The sequence below is a fragment of the Streptomyces sp. NPDC047971 genome (assembly GCF_040653355.1).
In the GTDB taxonomy this organism is placed as follows: domain Bacteria; phylum Actinomycetota; class Actinomycetes; order Streptomycetales; family Streptomycetaceae; genus Streptomyces.
Window position 1 is genome coordinate 150,543 of sequence record NZ_JBEZNW010000015.1, and the last position, 16,927, is coordinate 167,469.

Here is a 16,927-nt window from a genome sequence, read left to right on the forward strand (position 1 = left end):
GGCCGGGGCCGCCGCGTCGTCGAGGACGGGGCGAGGCGTCTTCGTCCATCGGGCGGCGTCGTCGGGTGGGGCGTGGCATCGTGGTGCCCATGGCGATCGAGGTGCGACCTGCTTCGGTCTTCGAGGATGTCCGGGCCGTGATCGGACCGAAGTCGGCCGGAGCCAATGTCTGCTGGTGCCTGAGCTATCGGATCCCGTCCAAGCTCAACCAGGAGCTGCGGGGGCCGGCGCGTGGCGAGTACGTCGCCGAGCTGTGCCGCGGCCGGGTTCCGCCCGGTGTGCTCGCGTACGACGGCGACGAGCCGGTCGGCTGGGCCGCGGTGGCTCCGCGCTCGGACACCTCCTTCGCCCGCAGCCGCCGCATCCCCCATGTCGACGATCTGCCGGTCTGGTCACTGTGGTGCATCCGCGTGCGGCCGGGTCACCGCAAGAGCGGCGTCTCCCACGCGCTCATCGCCGGCGCGGTGGAGTTCGCGCGCGCCGAGGGCGCGCCGGTGATCGAGGCGTACCCGATCGACAGCGGCGGCGCGCGGGTCGACATGACGATGGCGTACGCGGGGATCAGGAAGAACTTCGAGCGGGCCGGCTTCACCCATGCCGCCGACACCACGTCGGTGCTCGCCGGATATCCGCGCGTCCTGATGCGGTTGGACCTGCGCTGACCACCGTGGCCGCCGGGGCGCCGGAGCGCGCGTCACTCGGTGGGGGGAGCCTGCCCGGCGTGGCTCCGGGGAAGGCAAGAGCCTGAGCGAGGAGTTCGCCCGGTGCTCAGAACGGCCCTCGCCCGTCCGGTCAAGGCGGCCGACCACGCGACGAGCAGCTCGGGTTCTCCCCCATCGGCCTGCGAGGGAGCAGCACATGACCGAGGCCCGAACCGACAACGGTGACGGGACGACGGCGGCGGATCTCAGCCCAGGTGAGGTCGCCGATCTTCGGCGCACGGGCATCGATCCGGACTTCTGGTACCCGGTGGCCGTGTCGGGAAGCGTGCCCAAGGGAGGGACGTTCCCCGCCGTGTTCGCGGGTGAGCGGATCGCCCTGTACCGCGGTGAGGGCGGGACGGTCTACGCCCTGGAGGACCGGTGCGCGCACCGCCAGGTACCGCTGAGCATGGGCGTCGTGGAGGGCGAGGCGTTGCGTTGCTGCTATCACGCCTGGACCTATCGGGGGAACGGCCGCATCTCGCAGATCCCCTATCTGCCGAAGGGGGCGGACCGGCCGCCGCGCGGGGTGCGCGCCTATCCGGTCCGTGAGGCGTACGGCCTCGTCTTCGTCTTTCCCGGGGATCCGGAGAAGGCGTTCGGGTCCGGGCTCCCCGAGCTGCCGGCGTTCCATTCGCCCGGCCACCGGACCATGACCTTCTCCCGCACCGTGCACTGCCACTACACGTTCATGCACGAGAACCTGCTGGACATGAACCATCAGTTCCTGCACCGGGGGGTGCTCGGCAGGATCCAGCCGAAGCTTCTCGGGTACGAGACGGGACCGGACTTCGTCGAGGCCCGGTACCTCTTCGTACCGGGCGGGGGACGGAAGGACCGTGGCGCGGGTCTGCTGTCCGCCGAGGGGATGAGCGGCGGCTCGACGCCCGACGTGATCACCGTCCGCTCCCAGTACCCGTACCAGACGCTGCAAGCGGTCCCCGAGAACGCGACGCTCCCGGCGTTCTCGCTGTGGGCGGCCTACGTTCCCCAGGACGCCGAGCAGCGCGTGAACCACACCTTCGGGCTGCTCTCGATCGCCAAGCCGTCCCTCCCGGGCGCCCTTCATCTCGCGTGGCCCTTGATCCGGCGGTTCACCGAGCGGGTCTTCGCCGAGGACCGGATGGCCGTCGAGGCGGAACAGCGCGCGTGGGACGAGCAGGGAGCGGACTGGAACCAGGAGGTGTTCCCTCTGATCCTGCACCTCCGCGACATGCTGCGGTCCAACGGGGTTCCCCTCCGCCCGGCACCCGCGGCCACCCCGGGGGCATGCGGAGGCGCCGCGGGACTCTCGTCGCCTCCCGCCCGTGGCTGAGGCGTCGGCGAGGCTCGCGTCGCGCCGAGCGGTCAGCCCTGCGGTGCCTGGTCGGTGACCCGGGTTCCGGGGTGCGCCAGCGCGCACAGGAACGCGATGGCCAGGGCGATCGCCATGCCGTAGAAGACCCATTGGTTGGCCTCCGCGAAGTCCATGCGGATCGCGTCGCCCGCACCCTGCAGGGCCCGCGCGACCGGCCCGTCGCCGGTGGGCGGCCGGCCGTCCGGGGGGCCGGTGATCGCCTCGGCCACGTGGCCGGCGGTCGCCTCGGCCTCCGCCGGAGGCAGGCCGCGGTCCTGGAGCGTGCTGGTGATCCGGTCGGTGGAGACATGGGTCAGGACGGTGCCGAAGACGGCCATGCCGACGGCGGCCGCGTAGTTGCGGATCGTCTGCGTGATCCCGGTGACCTCGCCGTACGAGGCACCGATGGAGCGGTTGACGGCGTCGGTGGAGGCGGGGGCGAGCAGGAAGCCGATACCGGCACCGGCCAGGGCGGCGTACGGCCACTGGTCGTGCATCGACAGGTCGGTGAGCTTCTGGGCCCAGAGGAAGAAGCCGACCGCGCCGAGCGCGCAGCCGATCTTCATGGCCGGCCGGGCGCCGCGCTTGTCGAGGATCTTCCCGCCCCACTGGGAGGCGATGCCGAAGCCGATGAAGAAGTACAGCAGGAACAGCGCGGCCTGGTTCGGCGAGGCACTCAGCGAGACCTGGGCGTACACGGACGCGAAGAAGAACACCGGCACGAAGGCCAGCATCGCGAAGAACAGCACGAGGCTGTCGACCGTGAAGGCCCGGTCCCGGAAGACGTCGAGATTGATCAGCGGGTGCGGGGTGCGCTTCTCGTAGCCGAAGCACAGCAGCAGAATCACGAGACCGCCGACGATGCAGACCCAGGTGGCGACACTGCTCCAGCCCCAGGCCGACGCCTGCTGGAAGCCGAGCACGCTCAGGCCCATGCCGGCGGCGACGAGGACGGCGCCGACGACGTCCAGCCGTTCCCCACGGCGCTTCTCTGGGATCCGGGCCATCACGGTGAGCACGATCGCGACGACGGCGACCGGCACGTTGACCCAGAAGATCGCCCGCCAGGTCCACTGGGTCAGCCAGCCGCCCAGCAGGGGACCGATGGCGGTCAGGGCGCCCGACAGTCCGAAGAAGAGGGCGAGGGCCCGGCCGCGCCGGTCGACCGGGAAGACGGCCACGACGACGGCCAGCGCGGCGGGGAACATCAGGGCCGCGCCCAGACCCTGGGTGGCGCGGAAGATGATCAGCCAGGTCTGCGCGAAGTCACCGGCCGGCACACAGCCGCACAGCACGGACGAGACGACGAAGAGCAGGGTGCCCAGCAGCATGATCCGACGATGTCCGAAGAGGTCGGAGAGCCGTCCGCCGAGGGCGAAGAAGGCGGCGAGGGAGAGCAGGTAGGCGTTGACCACCCACTGCATGGCCGAGGCGGACAGGCCGAGCTCGTCGGTGATGCTCGGGGCCGCGATGGAGACGATGGTCTGGTCGATGAAGGTCATCGACACCGCGAACAGCATGGCAGCGAGGGCGAGCTTCTGGCGCGGCGCCTGTGCGGTCTCGGCTCCGGGCGGCTCGGACTGCGGGGAAGTACCAACCATGGAGGGATGATCTCCCCGCACCGTGGCACGCGCATGCCGGGCGAGACCGTACCGGGGATGCCCTACCGGGGGTTGTGGGCATGAGAGACGCCGTCCGACGCGGCCGTTCGGCGTGGACGGTCACTCGTCCGGCGGAACAGGCCGCCGTCGGAGGGGCGCCGCCCCGGTCGGGGTGTTAATGCGATGGACAGGCCGACGATGCTGGGCGAGCATCTGCGCGATGAACGACGAACTCCGCACCACCCCCAAGCGCGTCCGCTTCGTCGAGCTCGGCGAGAAGGCGCTGCGGGCGCTCGCCGACGGTGACCTCGCCGCGGGCAGCGCCGAGGCCGGGGTGCGACTCGACGAACACTTCGTCGGCGACCGGGCCCGATGGATCTTCGGCTACCGGGCCGACCAGCTGGCCGGCAACCCCTCCGTCGCACCCTGGATCACCCGGGCCGCGGTGTCCGAACCGGACGGGACCGTCGTCGGCGACGCCGGGTTCCACGGGCCGCCGGACGAGGCGGGTGTGGTCGAGGTCGGCTACACCGTCGTGCCGAAGTACCGCCGCCAGGGCTACGCCCGGGCCATGCTGGCCGCGCTGCTCGCCAGGGCCGCTGCCGACCCCGCCGTCAGGACCGTGCGGGCCACGATCAGGTCCGACAACGACGCCTCGCTGGCCACCGTCGCCGGCTTCGGTTTCACGCTCGTCGCCGAGCGGAGGAACGAGCACGACGAGGTCGACCTCGTCTTCGAGATCCCCGCCGGCGCGGTCCCCGCCCGGTAGAGGGCCGCTTCGATCCGGCCCCGGGGGGACGTCCCCGGGAATCCGCCGAGTTCGCTTCCCGCCCCGCGTTCAGGGCACCAGGCCCGCCATCGCGGCGCACGGCAGCGACGGGTTGGCGGCGGCTGCTTCGGCCACCTCCCCGTCCGCGTCGGTGAGCAACTCCACGACGACCTGCGGCGGGAGCGCGGGATGACCGGCGGCGATCCGCCTGGCCCGGCTGTCCGTCAGACACGCGAGCAGCGCTCCGGAGGTCGCACGGCGGTGCCGCGCCACCTCCCGGAGCGTCTTCCCTGCCGGTGGCTCGTGCCGGGTCAACTCCTCCAGCAGGGCGGGAGGCGTGTCCGGGTTGGTCGCGACCCGGGCGACGACACCGCCCCCGTACCGCTCGACCAGGGAACGCAACTGGGCCTCGGAGAGCCCCGGGTGCGCGGCGATCGACCTGGCCACCTTCGCGTCGGGGTCGGCGGCCAGCGTGTCGCGTGTCCCCGGCGGGAGATCCCGTCGTTGGGCGAGGAGCATCCGGAGAGCGGGGTTCCGCGACGCGGCCAGTGCCTCGACCTCGTCGGGCGATGCCGCGGCGATCCGTGGCAGCAGCGTGGCGCCGATCCTGGTCGTGGATGCCAGGTCGGCAAGGACGTCGAGCGGCAGGTGGGGGTGGTGTGCGAGCGCGCGCCGCACGTCGTGGCTGCCGTCGGCGGCCAGGACACGGATGAGGACATCGTCGATCGCGGGGTTCGCGGCCACGTTGGCGCGCACACCGGGGATGGCGTCCACGGCCAGCCGTGCGTACACCTCAGACGGCAGGTCCGGGCGGGCCGCGAGGTCCTGGCGGAGCAGCGACGAGGGGTGGTCCGCCAGGGCGCCGACCGTCTCGGCGGGTGCGGCCGGGTTCCCGAGCGCCGCCTGCCGTATGTCGTGGAGGGTGGACTCGTGGGATCCGTCGCAGGACGCGCCCGACCGCAGATCGCAGTCGAGCCGGGGGCAGTGCGGATCGTGCGTGTACGGAGTCTCCTCACGGTCGCAGACCAGGCACCGCTGCGCGGGAGGCAGGCCCGAGCCGGTGATGAGCGCCGCCAGGACCTCCGGGGGCGTCGCCTCGTTGGCGGCGACCGCGCGGCGGACCTCGGCATGCGGATGGCTCGCGAGTCCGGCGGCGACGTCCGGCGTGGTCCAGCGGGCGAGCTCGGCGACGACCCGTACCTCGGTGTCCCCGGCGAGCGTCTCCGTCACGTCGGGCGGGAGGCCGGAGCAGGCCGCCAGCCGCGCCCGGCGCTCGGCCGACGGTTCCGCTGCGAGACGGCGCGCCCATTCCGGGCGGCCGGCGCCTTCCTCCAGCAGGGCGAGGGCCGCGAGCGGCTGCGTGGTGGGGTCGATGTCCGCGGCGGTCAGCCTTCCCTCGTGGGCGAGTCGACCCGCGCTCTCCTCGACACGCGAGACGAGGGCGACCGCCTGACGACGGCTCAGGTCGGCGCGACCGGCCAACGCCGCGGCGATGTCGGTGTCGGCGACCGCGATCAGCCGGTCGACCAGCTCGGACGGCAGCGCGTCATTGGCGGCGAGCCCGCACAGGAGATGGTTCACAGAGGGCATCCTGCCCGGCCGGCGAGCGAGTGGCTCGCGCATTCCGACGGGGCCCTGTCAGGGACTAGGTGGATTCTCCTGTGTCTGTGCCAGGGCCTCGCCCGCCGCCAGGTAGCCCGCGATCCGGAACGCGAGGGGTGGGAGCCGAACTCCTCGGCGTGGACCTGCCGCAGCACCACACGGGTCGCGGTCACGAGTCCGTGCTCGGGTCTGCTCAGCCGCTCCGCGATCCCTTCGGCGACCGCCGCGTAGAAGCCGGGGAGATCGCCCCGGGGTTCGTACGCCACCGTCAGCCCTTCGGCGACCTCGAAGGTGAAGCCCTCGGGCGCGGGCTCGAAGTCCACCTCGATCCGGGCGAAGTGCGGGGCGCAGTTCTGTCGGCGGTGCAGGATCCGCACGCCACGGATCGGATACGGCGGGAACCGGCGCGGCGCTGAGGTCACTCCGGCACCCTATCTCCGCAGGACAGCGGGCCGTGGTCCGCCGGGTGGGCGTGGTCCGCGGCCGTCCGGTCGGCCACCCGGTCCGCGCTCACCGTCCTGCGGTCATCGGATCAGGGAACGGCCGGTGGGTGCCAGTCGGAGCGTTCGGGGCGCTGCCGTCCGTTCCCGCTCGATGCCCGGCAGGATCTCGTCCCGTACGAGGGGGTCTCGCAGGATCTCGGCCGCGTGCCTGCGGTGGGCCTCCTCGTCCGGGTACGAGGTGATGACGACGGTCACGTTCTCGCCCGTGCGGACCGGGAGTCTGGTGAAGGTGTTGGGCGCCGTCTCGGTGGTCAGGACGGCGAGCGGCGCCGGTCCCGTCCCGCGCAGGACGGGAAGGAGGCCGTCACGGACGAGCGTGGCGCCGTCGGGCCGTCCGGGTGGGAAGGACCAGACGGTGGCGGACACGAACCGATCCGGTGCCGGTGTGCCCACGCGCGGGCGCTCCGTCGGAGAGCCGGAGGGAGCGCCTGCGGCGGACAGGGGGCGCAGCAGCAGGACGTCGTCGGAGTCGAGCATGGTGGCGTTGGCCCGGGGGCCGTGCTCGGCCCAGACGGGGCCGCCGTAGAAGGCGGTCAGTGCATGGTGACGTACCGTCATGTCCCGGAATCCGCGCAGCCAGACGAAGCGGTCCGGATCGTCGAGGTCCCGGAACTGGCCGAGGACGATCATTCCGGTCTCCTCCTGGGTCTCGACGAATTCCCGATCGAAGAGTTCGACGAGCTCGTCGCGTCGGCCCGGACGCAGGGTGTACTGGCGAAGCTCGATCACCGCGGGCCGGACGGCGGGGTCGGTGGAGGGCACGACGGACTCCTGTTCGGTGGTTCTTCCCTGACGCGGTTCCCGGCTCGTTCGGTCGTGGCCGGGCGCCGCGGATCGACGGTAGGCACCCCGCGTGCCAGGGGCTGTCAGTGTTTCCGAGGAGAATGCGTCCATGTCCGCCGGTCGTCTGCTCTCCCTGCTGTTGTTGCTGCAGTCCCGTGGTCGCGTGTCCGCGCGCGCCATCGCCGATGAGCTGGGGGTGTCGGTGCGGACGGCCTACCGTGACGTCGAGCGCCTGCAGGCGGCCGGGGTCCCGGTCTACGCGGAGCCGGGCCGCCGTGGCGGCTATCAGCTGCTGGACGGCTACCGCACCCGTCTCACCGGGATGAGCGAGGGCGAGGCGCGGGCCCTGCTGTTCGCGGGACTGCCCGGGCCCGCCGCCGACCTGGGGCTCGCGGCGGAGGTGACGGCGGCGAGGCTGAAGCTGCTGGCCGCGCTCCCGGCGGGACCGCGTGAGGCGGCGGCGCGGACGGCCGCGGTGTTCCACCTGGACGCGCCCGGCTGGTACCGGGAGACCGAGGAGACGCCTCATCTGCCTCTCTTCGTCGACGCGGTGCTCACCGGACGTGCGGTGGACGTGCGCTACCGCCGCTGGCGCGCGCCGCAGGAGGTGGACCGTCGCGTCCGTCCCTACGGCCTGGTGCTCAAGTCCGGTGTCTGGTACCTCGTGGCCGCGACGGAGAACCGGATCGCGACCTACCGGGTCGCCCAGGTCCTCGACGCCTCCCTCGGCGACGAGCGGTTCGAACGGCCGCGTGGCTTCGATCTGGGCGCGTACTGGTCCTCGTACCTCGAAGAGTTCGCGTCCCGTCGCTTCACCGGCACGGCCACCGTCCGGATCTCTCCTCGCGGACTGCGGAGGCTGCCGGACAACGTCCCCGCTGAGGTGGTGCGCGCCGTCGAGACCACGGCGACCGCCGTCGGTGACGACGGATGGGTGGAGGCGGTGATCCCGACCGAGAGCACCGATCACGCGTGCGGCGAACTGCTCCGGCTCGGCGTCGACGTCGAGGTCGTCGCGCCGACCGAACTACGCCGGGCGATGACCGCCACCGTGGACGTCCTGGCTCGGGCCTACGGGCTCCGCTGACGTCGGACGCGCTGCCGGCCGGCACGTGCGGGGCGATCGAGGCCGACAGGCGACGCGGGCCTCAGCGTGGACGTCCTGGCCCGGGCCTACGGGCAGCGCTGACGTCGGACGCGCGGCCGCCCGGCACGTGCGGGGCGATCGAGGCCGACAGGCGACGCGGGCCTCAGCCGCGGTGGCCCACCGAGGTGATTGACTACGCCGCATGAATCACGCGCATGCGTCAGGGCCGGATCCCGTCTCGGCGGCTCGGGTGGCGCCCCCTCTCGACCCCGAACTGCGCGCGGTGCTGGAGGGTTTCGACGACGAGGCGAGGAGACCGTTCACCCCGGAGAACCTCGCGGCCCGGCAGGAGCAGGATGCCGCCACCCGGCCCCGGCCGACGGTCGACGAGCTCCGGGCCGACGGCCTCTTCGAGGTGACGGAGCTGCGGGTGCCGGGGGACGCGCGGGGGCGGGACGTCACTCTCGTCAGCGCGCGGCCCGCCGGGGTCACCGGTCCGCTGCCGCTGCTGTACTACCTGCACGGCGGCGGAATGATCATGGGAAATGCCTGGTCCGTGCTTCCCCAGCTGCTTCACGACTGGGCCGCGGAACTGGAGTTGGCCGTCGTCTCCGTCGAGTACGGACTCGCTCCGCGGGTGCGGTACCCCGACCCCGTGGAGGACTGCTACGCCGGGCTCGTCTGGGTGTCCGCCCACGCGGCCGAACTGGGCATCGACCCGGACCGCATCGTCATCGGCGGGAAGAGCGCGGGCGCCGGACTGGCCGCGGCGCTCGCCCTGCTGACCCGTGACCGTGGTGGCCCCGCACCGATCGGGCAGCTTCTCCTCTGCCCCATGCTCGACGACCGCAACGACACGTTTTCCAGTCACCAGATGGCCGGGGTCGACACCTGGGACCGGACCTCCAACGCGACCGCCTGGCAGGCCGTGCTGGGCGACCTGCACGGCGCCACCGACGTCCCTCCCTACGCGGCCCCCGCCCGTGCCACGGACCTGAGCGGGCTGCCCCCTGCCTACATCGACGTGGGCTCCGTGGAGACCTTCAGGGACGAGGACGTCGCCTACGCCGACGCGATCTGGCGGGCGGGAGGCCAGGCCGAACTGCACGTATGGCCAGGGGCCTTCCACGGCTTCGACACCTTCGCCCCGCAGGCGGCCCTCAGCGAGGACGCCCTCGCCACCCGTACCCGCTGGCTGCGACGGATCCTCACGCGGTCCTGACCGAACGGCGGGGCGGGCCCGGGACGGCAGGCCGCGGCCCTGGACGGTCGTTCGACGTCCAGGGCCGCTCCCCTCCTTCGCCGTCAGCCGATGCCGTGCCCTTCGCCCCCTTCCTCGACGGCACCGTCGCCGTCACCCTCGCCGACGCCACCGTCACCCTGGCCGGCGCCACCGTCACCGGTGCCACCGTCACCCTGATCGGCGCCACCGTCACCCTGATCGGCGCCACCCGCACCGATCTGGGCACCCACGGCGGCCAGGGCCGTGGTCACCGGCTGGAAGAAGGTCTCGCCGCCCGAGGTGCAGTCACCGCTTCCGCCCGAGGTGAGGCCGACGGCGTTTCCGTCCCGGGTGAACAGCGCGCCACCGCTGTCGCCGGGCTCCGCGCAGACATCGGTCTGGATGAGCCCCGAGACCGTGCCCTCGGGATAGTTCACGGTCGCGTTGAGGCCGGTCACCTGGCCCCCGCGCAGACCGGTCGTGCTGCCCATCCGGAACACCTCCTGACCGACCGCCGCATCGATCGCCTGCCCGATCTCCACGATCTGGCCGTCCCCGATGTCCACCGCGCTCGGCGCCTGGGTGTTCGGGTCGTCGTACGTCACGAGCGCGAAGTCGCCCTCACCGGGGAAGACGGCCTCCTGCACGGTGCCGATGGGGGCGCCGTTCTGCTGCTCGGACCACTGCTCGACCGCGACGCCGCAGTGTCCCGCCGTCAGGAAGCCGGGCCGGCCGTCCTGGGTGGTGACGTTGAATCCGAGCGAGCAGCGCGAGCCGCCGCCGAAGATGGCGTCGCCGCCCTCGATGAAGGGCTTGAACACGCCCTTCGACTTCTGGATCCGGGCGACACCGTCGCCCAGCGCGCGGACCGCCCCCTCGACGGTGTCCCAGCGCTCACCGGTGACCGTACGGTCGGCGGTGACCAGGACCTGGTTGGTCCTCGGGTCGATCGCCCACGCGGTTCCGGGAACCGATGCCTTGTCACCCAGCGAGTCCATCGCGGAGACCAGGGCCGAGCGACTGTTCTGCACGCTCCGTGCGACGGCTCCGGCCCTCGTGACCTCGACGTTGACGTTGTTGTCGTTGCCCACGACGTTGACGACGAGCTGCTGCTTGCCGGCGTCGTAGTAGGCACCGCCGTAGGAGTCGCCGAGCTGCTTGCCCAGCTGCTGCAGGAGTTGCGCGGCCGACGCGGCACTCATCTTTCTCGGCGAGCCCGACTGCTCCCCCGCGCCGTCCTGCGAGGCGTTGGCCTGCGGCAGCAGGATCGCCGCCGCGACGATGCCCACCGCCCCCGCACCCGCGAGAACGGCCTTCCGCTTGGGTATTCGCCTGTGACTCAACTCTTCGCCTCCTGTGTGGGGGTACGGACTGCGATCGCCGCGAGGGCAACCGGGGGGACGCGTCCGGCCTTTCATACGGGGGCGGGAGGAGATCTGTTCATCGCCGCAGCAAAGAATGCGAACGAAAGTGCATCGGGGGCCGCGAGGAACCGGGGAGCGGGCGGGGCTCTCCTGACCGCGTGCCCGGGGAGCGGGCGGGGATCTCGCCACCGCGTGCCCGGGGAGCGGGCGGGGAACTCCCCCACCACGCACCCGGGGAGCGGGCGGGGAACTTCCCCACCGCGCATCCGGAGAACGACCGCCCCTGCGGCAGCTCCGGACGGGGTACGGTCCCCTCGTGTGCTACTACGCCGAGAACCCCTACAAGCTGCACTACGCGTGCGTGCGCTGCCGCGTCGCGTTCAAGCGGCACCCCGGGGCCGGCGAGCACCGATGCCCCCGATGCTCGGAGCCCATGAGCTGCGCCGGCCACGACTTCGCGGCCCCGCGGCGCCGGGACGCCAAGGCGTGGAGCGTGGTGGCCGCGGTGCTGGGAGCGGGACTTCGGTACGAGGGTCGCGAACCGTGCGGCTGTGTCAGGCGACCCGCGTTCCGCCCCCGTACCCGGGCCCAACTGAGGGCACGCCGGATCGCCGCCGCCCGCTCCGGGAGGCCGCTGGCGGAGCTGCTCGGAAGCCCGGATCCGGAGACGGCTCCCCGGCCGCGGTGACCCGCTGAGCCGACCTGCCACGGGCTTCGGCGCATGCCCGAGGCCGCGTCACGGAGCCGTCCGGCTCCCGGCCGCGCGGGCACGTCGGCAGGTTCCCGTGAAGACGCGGCCGAGTTGGTCGTCCAGTGCGGCGAGGGTCGCCGATTCCGGTGTGGAGTCCGGGTCGACGTGCGTGTGGAGTGCCAGCCCTTCCGCGTACGCGACGATCCGCCGGGCCTGGTCGTCCGCGTCGACGCCCCCGGCGACCTCGCCGCACTCCACGCCGTTGCGGATGGCCCGGGCGACGCGTGAGCGGATGCCCGCGAGCGTCTCCCGCTGGACGGCGGCGAGACGGGCGTTGTGCGCGGCCTGCCCGGCGAAGGCGAGTCGGACGAGGAACTCGGCGCGGCGCGCGGCGTCGAGCGGGATCAGCTCGGCCAACGCCTGCCGCAGCATCTCGGCGATGGTGCGTCCTTCGGCCTCGCCCCGGTCCACCAGCTCGTCCACCCGCGCGGTGAAATGCCCGTCGACCCGCGCGAACGTCGCCAGCAGCATCTCGTCCTTCGCCGTGAAGTAGTGCTGCACCAGGCCCACGGACATGCCTGCTTCCGCGGCGGTCCGCGCGACGGTCACGGCATGGAGGCCGTCCCGCACGATCAGGCGTTGGACGGCGTCGGTGATCTGCCCCTGGCGGGCGTCATGGTCGGCGACTCTCGGCACGAGAGGACGGTACCGCGTGCTATAACCGTATGCCTATATTGTTATTGGAAGGGAGACCTCGATGATCCGACGGCGCTCAACCCTCCTGTTAGGCACGGCACTTGCTCTCACCCCTCTGCTGCCATCCGGAGCGGCCGCCGCGGAGTCCTCAGGTCGAGGCGCGGCCGAACGCCGTCGCGACCCGGCGCTGCAGTCCCTGGTCGACCGGGTCGTGGCCGAGCCGAACCCCAATCCGGGCGCGTTCCTGTTCGCCCGCGACGGCCTGACCGAGCGCTTCGGCGCGGCCGGCGTCGCCGACAGGGCCACCGGCAGGCCGATGACACCGGACCTGAGGTTCCGCTCGGGAAGCGTCACCAAGACCTTCACCGCCACGGTCGTCCTGCAGCTCGTCGCCGAGCGCCGGGTGCGCCTCGACGACACCGTGCAGCGGCTCCTGCCCGACCAGGTCCGCACCGACAACGCACTGTCCGGCGCGCCCATCACGGTCCGTCAGCTGCTCAACCACACCAGCGGCCTCCACGACTACGTCGAAGGGTTGCTCCCCCACTTCCGCGGCCTCGACCAGTACTGGCCCCGCGAGCAGCTGATCGGCATCGGCCTCGCACACCCCCGGTACTTCCCGGCCCCCGGCACCCGCTTCCGCTACTCCAACACCAACTACCTGCTGCTCGACCTGATCGTCGAACGGCTCACCGACCGCGACCTGCGCACCAACCTCGAAGACCGCGTGTTCACGCCCGTGGGACTCCGGGACACCTCGTATCCGCTGGCGCGGACCACCATCGACGGAGCCCACGTCCGCGGCTACGCCGACATCTCACCGCTGCTGCCGGACGCGCCGGACGCCACGCGATGCGACGTCACCGCGTTCAGCCCGTCCGAGGCCGGCGCATCGGGCGCACTCGTGACGACGGCGACCGACATCGCGCGGTTCTACCGGGCTCTGCTGCGAGGACGCCTGCTCCCGGCGCCCCTCCTGCGCGCCATGCTCACCGACACCGTCCCCGCGACCGGCAGCGCCCCTCCGGTCGTGGCGTACGGCCTGGGCCTGTACGTCTACGCCACCGACCGCGGACCCGCCTACGGTCATGGCGGCAGCGCACCCGGGTATCTGACCTTCGCCCTCAACAGCCGGGACGGACACCACCAGCTCGTCGCCCACACGAACTGGAACTCCCTCGTCGATTCGGGCATCGACGAGGACTTCTGGGCGGCCTTCCAGGAGGGCTACCGCACCCGTCCACGATGACCGGGCCGCGCCCCGGGCCGGACGTGCGTCAGCGACGGCCGGGGGCGCGGAGTCTCACCGGATGGGCGCCAGGTGATCCTTTTCGGATGAATCCGGCGCGGTCGTCGCATAGGGCGGCCGGGGGCGCGGGTAGTCCGGAACCTCGGAGGTCACCGTCCGAACCACCTGATCGCGAGGCAGGCACCATGTCCCAGGGCACGGCCCGAGGAACGGAGAGCGAGGAGTCGCCTCGCGTCGCCGGGCAGGTGCGGCCGCCGGCGGGATCGAGCGACGGGGCGAGCGCACAACCGGCCGTCTCCCCGGTCGCCGCGCGAAGCGGGGTGGAGCCGTACGAGACGCCCGACGCCCTCATGCCCGCGGACCTGCGGCAATGGGTCGTCGACCGTCTGCCCGGTTTCGCGATCGCCATGGACGTTCTCGACGTGTCCTGGCCGCGCGGGGACTCCCGGGTGTGGCGCGTGACGTCCGAGGTGTCGGCGGCCTTCGTGAAGGTGAGCCCGACCCCGGAGGACTTCGCGCGCGAGGTGCGCGGGTACGGACATGCCGCCCAGTGCCTCGCTCCCGGCGAGGCCGCTCGGCTGCTGGCCTCGGATCCCGGGCTGCGGGCGGTCATGACCTCGCCCCTGACGGGTCATGTGGTGCGGGGGTTCCCCCTCGCACCCGACGCCGAGTCCCGTGTGCACGAGCTGGCGGGCCGGCTGCTCAGGCGGTGGCACGACCACCCGGTTCCGGCCGGGCCCGGAGTGCGCGACGACATCATGACGTCGGTCGTCCGGAAGGCGGATGAGGTCACCGGCCTCCTGGAGCGCACCTCCGCGCATCTCACCGACGCGCAGCGGACCCTCGTCGAGCGGGTGGGCCGCGAGCTGCCGCGGCTTGCCGAGGATCTCCCGCTGGTCTTCCGCCACGGCGACTACTCGACGCGCAACTGGCTCTGGGACCACAGGCGTGGCACCCACAGCCTGATCGACTTCGAGAAGTCCGACCACGGCATCGCCGTGGAGGACTTCGTCTGGCTGTGCTGCGCCTCCTGGCCGACCAACCCGGACCTGAAGCCCGCGTTCCTCGCCGGCTACGGACGCGGCCTGTCCGAGGCCGAGCAGCGGGCCCTGCCCCTCTTCACCGCGCGTCTGGGCGTCACGTACGTCGACACGGGGGTCACGAGGCAGGATCCGAAACTGCTCGACCGCGGGCGGACGATCCTGACACGCATGGTGCAGACCTACTCCTGATCGCCCTCCCCCTCACGCAGGCCCACCCCTTCCGTCCCCATCCACGACGGCACCGCGCCCCGTGGGCAGGGCGAGGGCACGGGCCAGCGCTTCGGTGACGTCGGCGGCGTGGGCGGGCAGGTGGCGGGCCGCCCAGCCCGCAGCCAGGTCGAGGAAGTCGATCAGATCGCGTTCCGCGCCCGCGAGCAGGGAACGCAGCTCGGCGACGGGAATCTCGATCCGCGGACTGTCGTCCGCTTCGGCGTCGACCGTCAGACGGACGGTGTCGCCGACGCGTTCGGCGACCGGCGAGGGGTCGTGCCCGAAGCAGGCCCAGCCGGCGCCGTCGAGGACATCGAGCCAGTCGGCACGCTCGTCGAGCCCGTTGCAGCATCCGGGCACCAGGGTGGCGCCGGTGACCGTGTCGGTGACCTGGAGTCCGCCCGAAGCGAAGAGCGGATCCATGGTGAGGAGACCGTGCAGGAAGCTGCCCAGCGGGTCGGCCGGGCGCTCCGGACCGCCGGCGTCCTCGGGGTCGGCGTCGTTGCCGGCGGCGATGACCATCACCGCGGCGCCGACCTCGGTGGAACCGAGTCGCCCGTCGAGGGGAAGGAACCCCCAGGGCCGCACCTCGGCGACCGGCCACAGGCCGAATCTCTCGGGGACGCACATCTCGAGGACGGGCCGCATGACGATCATCCACAGATGATGCGGCACGGCCGTCCGGTGCCGCATGTGCATTCCCGGGCCGCCCTCCCCTCGCCGTGAGCCCAGCGCGGCACACCACCAGCGGCGCGGGCGCGGTCCGTCGTCACTCAACTACCGGTGATCAACGCGATCAACGACGCGAACTGACCGCCCCTGGCACACAGGGGGCCCGGCCGGTCGGCCGGGGCCCGCTCCGTTCTCCCCGCGGGGACGCTGCGTCACTCGTCCACCGGACGCCCCATGGCCGGGTCGATGTCCTCGGCGGCGGGAGCGTTGACCATCCGCTGGTGCAGATAGCGGCCCCTGATCTCGTCCGTGGTCAGCGCCTCCCAGCCCGGCGGCAGCTCCTTGCCCGCCCGCCTGAGCTCGGCCGTCCACGCGTCGACCAGACCCTCACGAGTCGTGGGGACGACGGACTCGGCCGGCCGCTGCGCACCGACCGTCACCGAAGGAGACTCGTCCTCCTGCACGACCGCCACCGCGAACCCCAGCGCGCCACCCGCCACGAACGCCGCCACGGCTATGCCCCATATCTGCCTGCGTGTCATCCTGCTCCCTCTCGCGAGCCGCACCCACCCTTACCGTGCCACACCCCGCCGAACGACACGACGCCCGGGGACCGGCCCCAGCCGACCGCGAACGGCCTTCCACCGCAAGGCCGTTCACCATCCGAGGTGTGGCGGGGCGTCGCGTCGGATCTCCGGGAAATCCGGTGCGATGCCGAGGGCCGGGGCGATGGTCCGCCAGATGGCCGATCGCGCCGTGCCGAGATCCACCCGGGGGTCGACGAGCATCACGCGGATGCCGAGACCGTCGCAGAGCGCCAGGATCAGGGTGCTGACCGACGGGACGTCGCAGTCGGCGAACTCGCCCGAGGCGATGCCCCGTTCGATCGCTCCGCCGACCCAGGTGTGGAGTTGGTCGTAGAGGTCGACGGCGAGGTGCCGGGCGGTCGTGTCGCGGCCGGCGCGCACCCAGAGTTCCTGCCAGAGCTTCCAGTCCTGGCGCAGCACGGCGTCCGTCGGAAGCATGGCGCTCACGATGCGCGCCAGGACGACGGCCGCCGGGACCTCGTCGGCGTCGGCGTCGAGGTCCGTTCCGGTCTGGGCGAAGGAGTGCGTCATCGCCTCGGCGAAGAGCTTCTCCCGGGTGTCGAAGTGGTAGTGCAGCAGAGCCTTCGACACGCCGGCGTGCTCGGCGACCTTGCGCATGCTGATGTTCTCGAAACCGATGTCGGCGATCACCTCGCACGCGGCCGTGAGGATTCGCTCCCGCGTCTCGAGTGCGCGCTCGGCCTTGGTCACGTCGGCTACTCCCCGTGTCGGTGCTTGCGGAGCGGGTGTGGGGGGCCCCGCGGGCGGGGCCCCCCACCCCACAACACAGTAGGTACGCCCGAGCCGCCGG

17 protein-coding genes are annotated in these 16,927 nt (G+C 72.4%); 8 read left to right on the forward strand and 9 right to left on the reverse strand.

Annotated features, from left to right (window positions below; translation table 11 throughout):
- The first annotated feature begins 89 nt into the window (after positions 1–89).
- A complete protein-coding gene (locus AB0D99_RS16940) occupies positions 90–662 on the forward strand; it encodes a GNAT family N-acetyltransferase (protein WP_362361795.1) in 573 nt (190 codons plus the stop codon).
- Positions 663–858: 196 nt separating this feature from the next.
- The gene (locus AB0D99_RS16945; protein WP_362361798.1) at positions 859–2,016 is read left to right on the forward strand and encodes an aromatic ring-hydroxylating dioxygenase subunit alpha; all 1,158 of its coding nucleotides are present in this window, start codon (positions 859–861) and stop codon (positions 2,014–2,016) included.
- A 32-nt stretch (positions 2,017–2,048) separates the two neighbouring features.
- On the opposite strand, the gene AB0D99_RS16950 is transcribed toward AB0D99_RS16945, so the two are convergent.
- Positions 2,049–3,557 (reverse strand): MFS transporter, encoded by a 1,509-nt coding sequence (locus AB0D99_RS16950; RefSeq protein WP_362361867.1) that lies wholly within the window; start codon positions 3,555–3,557, stop codon positions 2,049–2,051.
- A gap of 301 nt (positions 3,558–3,858) precedes the next feature.
- Between AB0D99_RS16950 and AB0D99_RS16955 the strand changes: the two genes are divergently transcribed.
- Entirely contained in the window at positions 3,859–4,407 is a 549-nt protein-coding gene (locus tag AB0D99_RS16955) for a GNAT family N-acetyltransferase (protein WP_362361801.1), read from the forward strand.
- 69 nt (positions 4,408–4,476) lie between these two features.
- Here AB0D99_RS16955 and AB0D99_RS16960 read toward each other — a convergent pair whose 3' ends face one another.
- The 3 genes from AB0D99_RS16960 to AB0D99_RS16970 all read right to left on the reverse strand — a co-directional run bounded on the left by AB0D99_RS16960 (position 4,477) and on the right by AB0D99_RS16970 (position 7,274).
- Positions 4,477–5,988 carry a hypothetical protein gene (locus AB0D99_RS16960; protein ID WP_362361804.1) on the reverse strand — a complete coding sequence of 504 codons (1,512 nt, stop codon included), beginning with the start codon at positions 5,986–5,988 and terminating at the stop codon, positions 4,477–4,479.
- Positions 5,985–6,431, reverse strand: a complete 447-nt coding sequence (locus AB0D99_RS16965; RefSeq protein ID WP_362361807.1) for a hypothetical protein — start codon at positions 6,429–6,431, stop codon at positions 5,985–5,987. Before AB0D99_RS16965 ends, AB0D99_RS16960 begins: the two co-directional genes overlap by 4 nt.
- Before the next feature lie 102 nt (positions 6,432–6,533).
- The gene (locus AB0D99_RS16970) at positions 6,534–7,274 is read right to left on the reverse strand and encodes an NIPSNAP family protein (protein ID WP_362361810.1); all 741 of its coding nucleotides are present in this window, start codon (positions 7,272–7,274) and stop codon (positions 6,534–6,536) included.
- Between the two features lie 130 nt (positions 7,275–7,404).
- Here AB0D99_RS16970 and AB0D99_RS16975 point away from each other — a divergent pair, with 130 nt between their 5' ends.
- Positions 7,405–8,382 carry a WYL domain-containing protein gene (locus AB0D99_RS16975; protein ID WP_362361813.1) on the forward strand — a complete coding sequence of 326 codons (978 nt, stop codon included), beginning with the start codon at positions 7,405–7,407 and terminating at the stop codon, positions 8,380–8,382.
- A 202-nt stretch (positions 8,383–8,584) separates the two neighbouring features.
- A complete protein-coding gene (locus tag AB0D99_RS16980) occupies positions 8,585–9,604 on the forward strand; it encodes an alpha/beta hydrolase (protein ID WP_362361816.1) in 1,020 nt (339 codons plus the stop codon).
- Positions 9,605–9,687: 83 nt separating this feature from the next.
- On the opposite strand, the gene AB0D99_RS16985 is transcribed toward AB0D99_RS16980, so the two are convergent.
- Positions 9,688–10,947 carry a S1 family peptidase gene (locus tag AB0D99_RS16985; protein WP_362361819.1) on the reverse strand — a complete coding sequence of 420 codons (1,260 nt, stop codon included), beginning with the start codon at positions 10,945–10,947 and terminating at the stop codon, positions 9,688–9,690.
- A 337-nt stretch (positions 10,948–11,284) separates the two neighbouring features.
- On the opposite strand from AB0D99_RS16985, the gene AB0D99_RS16990 reads away from it, so the two are divergent.
- On the forward strand, positions 11,285–11,656 hold the full coding sequence (locus AB0D99_RS16990) for a hypothetical protein (RefSeq protein WP_362361822.1): 372 nt from the start codon (positions 11,285–11,287) through the stop codon (positions 11,654–11,656).
- A 48-nt stretch (positions 11,657–11,704) separates the two neighbouring features.
- On the opposite strand, the gene AB0D99_RS16995 is transcribed toward AB0D99_RS16990, so the two are convergent.
- On the reverse strand, positions 11,705–12,355 hold the full coding sequence (locus tag AB0D99_RS16995; protein ID WP_362361825.1) for a TetR/AcrR family transcriptional regulator: 651 nt from the start codon (positions 12,353–12,355) through the stop codon (positions 11,705–11,707).
- Positions 12,356–12,416: 61 nt separating this feature from the next.
- On the opposite strand from AB0D99_RS16995, the gene AB0D99_RS17000 reads away from it, so the two are divergent.
- Both AB0D99_RS17000 and AB0D99_RS17005 read left to right on the forward strand, forming a co-directional pair.
- Positions 12,417–13,604 (forward strand): serine hydrolase domain-containing protein, encoded by a 1,188-nt coding sequence (locus AB0D99_RS17000; RefSeq protein ID WP_362361828.1) that lies wholly within the window; start codon positions 12,417–12,419, stop codon positions 13,602–13,604.
- A gap of 185 nt (positions 13,605–13,789) precedes the next feature.
- Entirely contained in the window at positions 13,790–14,836 is a 1,047-nt protein-coding gene (locus tag AB0D99_RS17005) for an aminoglycoside phosphotransferase family protein (RefSeq protein ID WP_362361831.1), read from the forward strand.
- Between the two features lie 12 nt (positions 14,837–14,848).
- Here AB0D99_RS17005 and AB0D99_RS17010 read toward each other — a convergent pair whose 3' ends face one another.
- The 3 genes from AB0D99_RS17010 to AB0D99_RS17020 form a co-directional block, all read right to left on the reverse strand.
- Positions 14,849–15,514, reverse strand: a complete 666-nt coding sequence (locus AB0D99_RS17010) for a hypothetical protein (protein ID WP_362361834.1) — start codon at positions 15,512–15,514, stop codon at positions 14,849–14,851.
- 227 nt (positions 15,515–15,741) lie between these two features.
- On the reverse strand, positions 15,742–16,071 hold the full coding sequence (locus tag AB0D99_RS17015) for a hypothetical protein (RefSeq protein ID WP_362361837.1): 330 nt from the start codon (positions 16,069–16,071) through the stop codon (positions 15,742–15,744).
- Between the two features lie 114 nt (positions 16,072–16,185).
- Positions 16,186–16,827, reverse strand: a complete 642-nt coding sequence (locus tag AB0D99_RS17020; protein ID WP_362361840.1) for a TetR/AcrR family transcriptional regulator — start codon at positions 16,825–16,827, stop codon at positions 16,186–16,188.
- Positions 16,828–16,927: the final 100 nt, after the last annotated feature.

Bases quoted from the DNA above. Each gene is read 5' to 3' on its own strand.
- AB0D99_RS16940 (WP_362361795.1), top strand. From the start codon at position 90: ATGGCGATCGAGGTGCGACCTGCTTCGGTCTTCGAGGATGTCCGGGCC.
- AB0D99_RS16945 (WP_362361798.1), top strand. From the start codon at position 859: ATGACCGAGGCCCGAACCGACAACGGTGACGGGACGACGGCGGCGGAT.
- AB0D99_RS16950 (WP_362361867.1), bottom strand. From the start codon at position 3,557: ATGCTGTTCGCGGTGTCGATGACCTTCATCGACCAGACCATCGTCTCC.
- AB0D99_RS16955 (WP_362361801.1), top strand. From the start codon at position 3,859: ATGAACGACGAACTCCGCACCACCCCCAAGCGCGTCCGCTTCGTCGAG.
- AB0D99_RS16975 (WP_362361813.1), top strand. From the start codon at position 7,405: ATGTCCGCCGGTCGTCTGCTCTCCCTGCTGTTGTTGCTGCAGTCCCGT.
- AB0D99_RS16980 (WP_362361816.1), top strand. From the start codon at position 8,585: ATGAATCACGCGCATGCGTCAGGGCCGGATCCCGTCTCGGCGGCTCGG.
- AB0D99_RS17000 (WP_362361828.1), top strand. From the start codon at position 12,417: ATGATCCGACGGCGCTCAACCCTCCTGTTAGGCACGGCACTTGCTCTC.
- AB0D99_RS17005 (WP_362361831.1), top strand. From the start codon at position 13,790: ATGTCCCAGGGCACGGCCCGAGGAACGGAGAGCGAGGAGTCGCCTCGC.
- AB0D99_RS17010 (WP_362361834.1), bottom strand. From the start codon at position 15,514: ATGATCGTCATGCGGCCCGTCCTCGAGATGTGCGTCCCCGAGAGATTC.
- AB0D99_RS17015 (WP_362361837.1), bottom strand. From the start codon at position 16,071: ATGACACGCAGGCAGATATGGGGCATAGCCGTGGCGGCGTTCGTGGCG.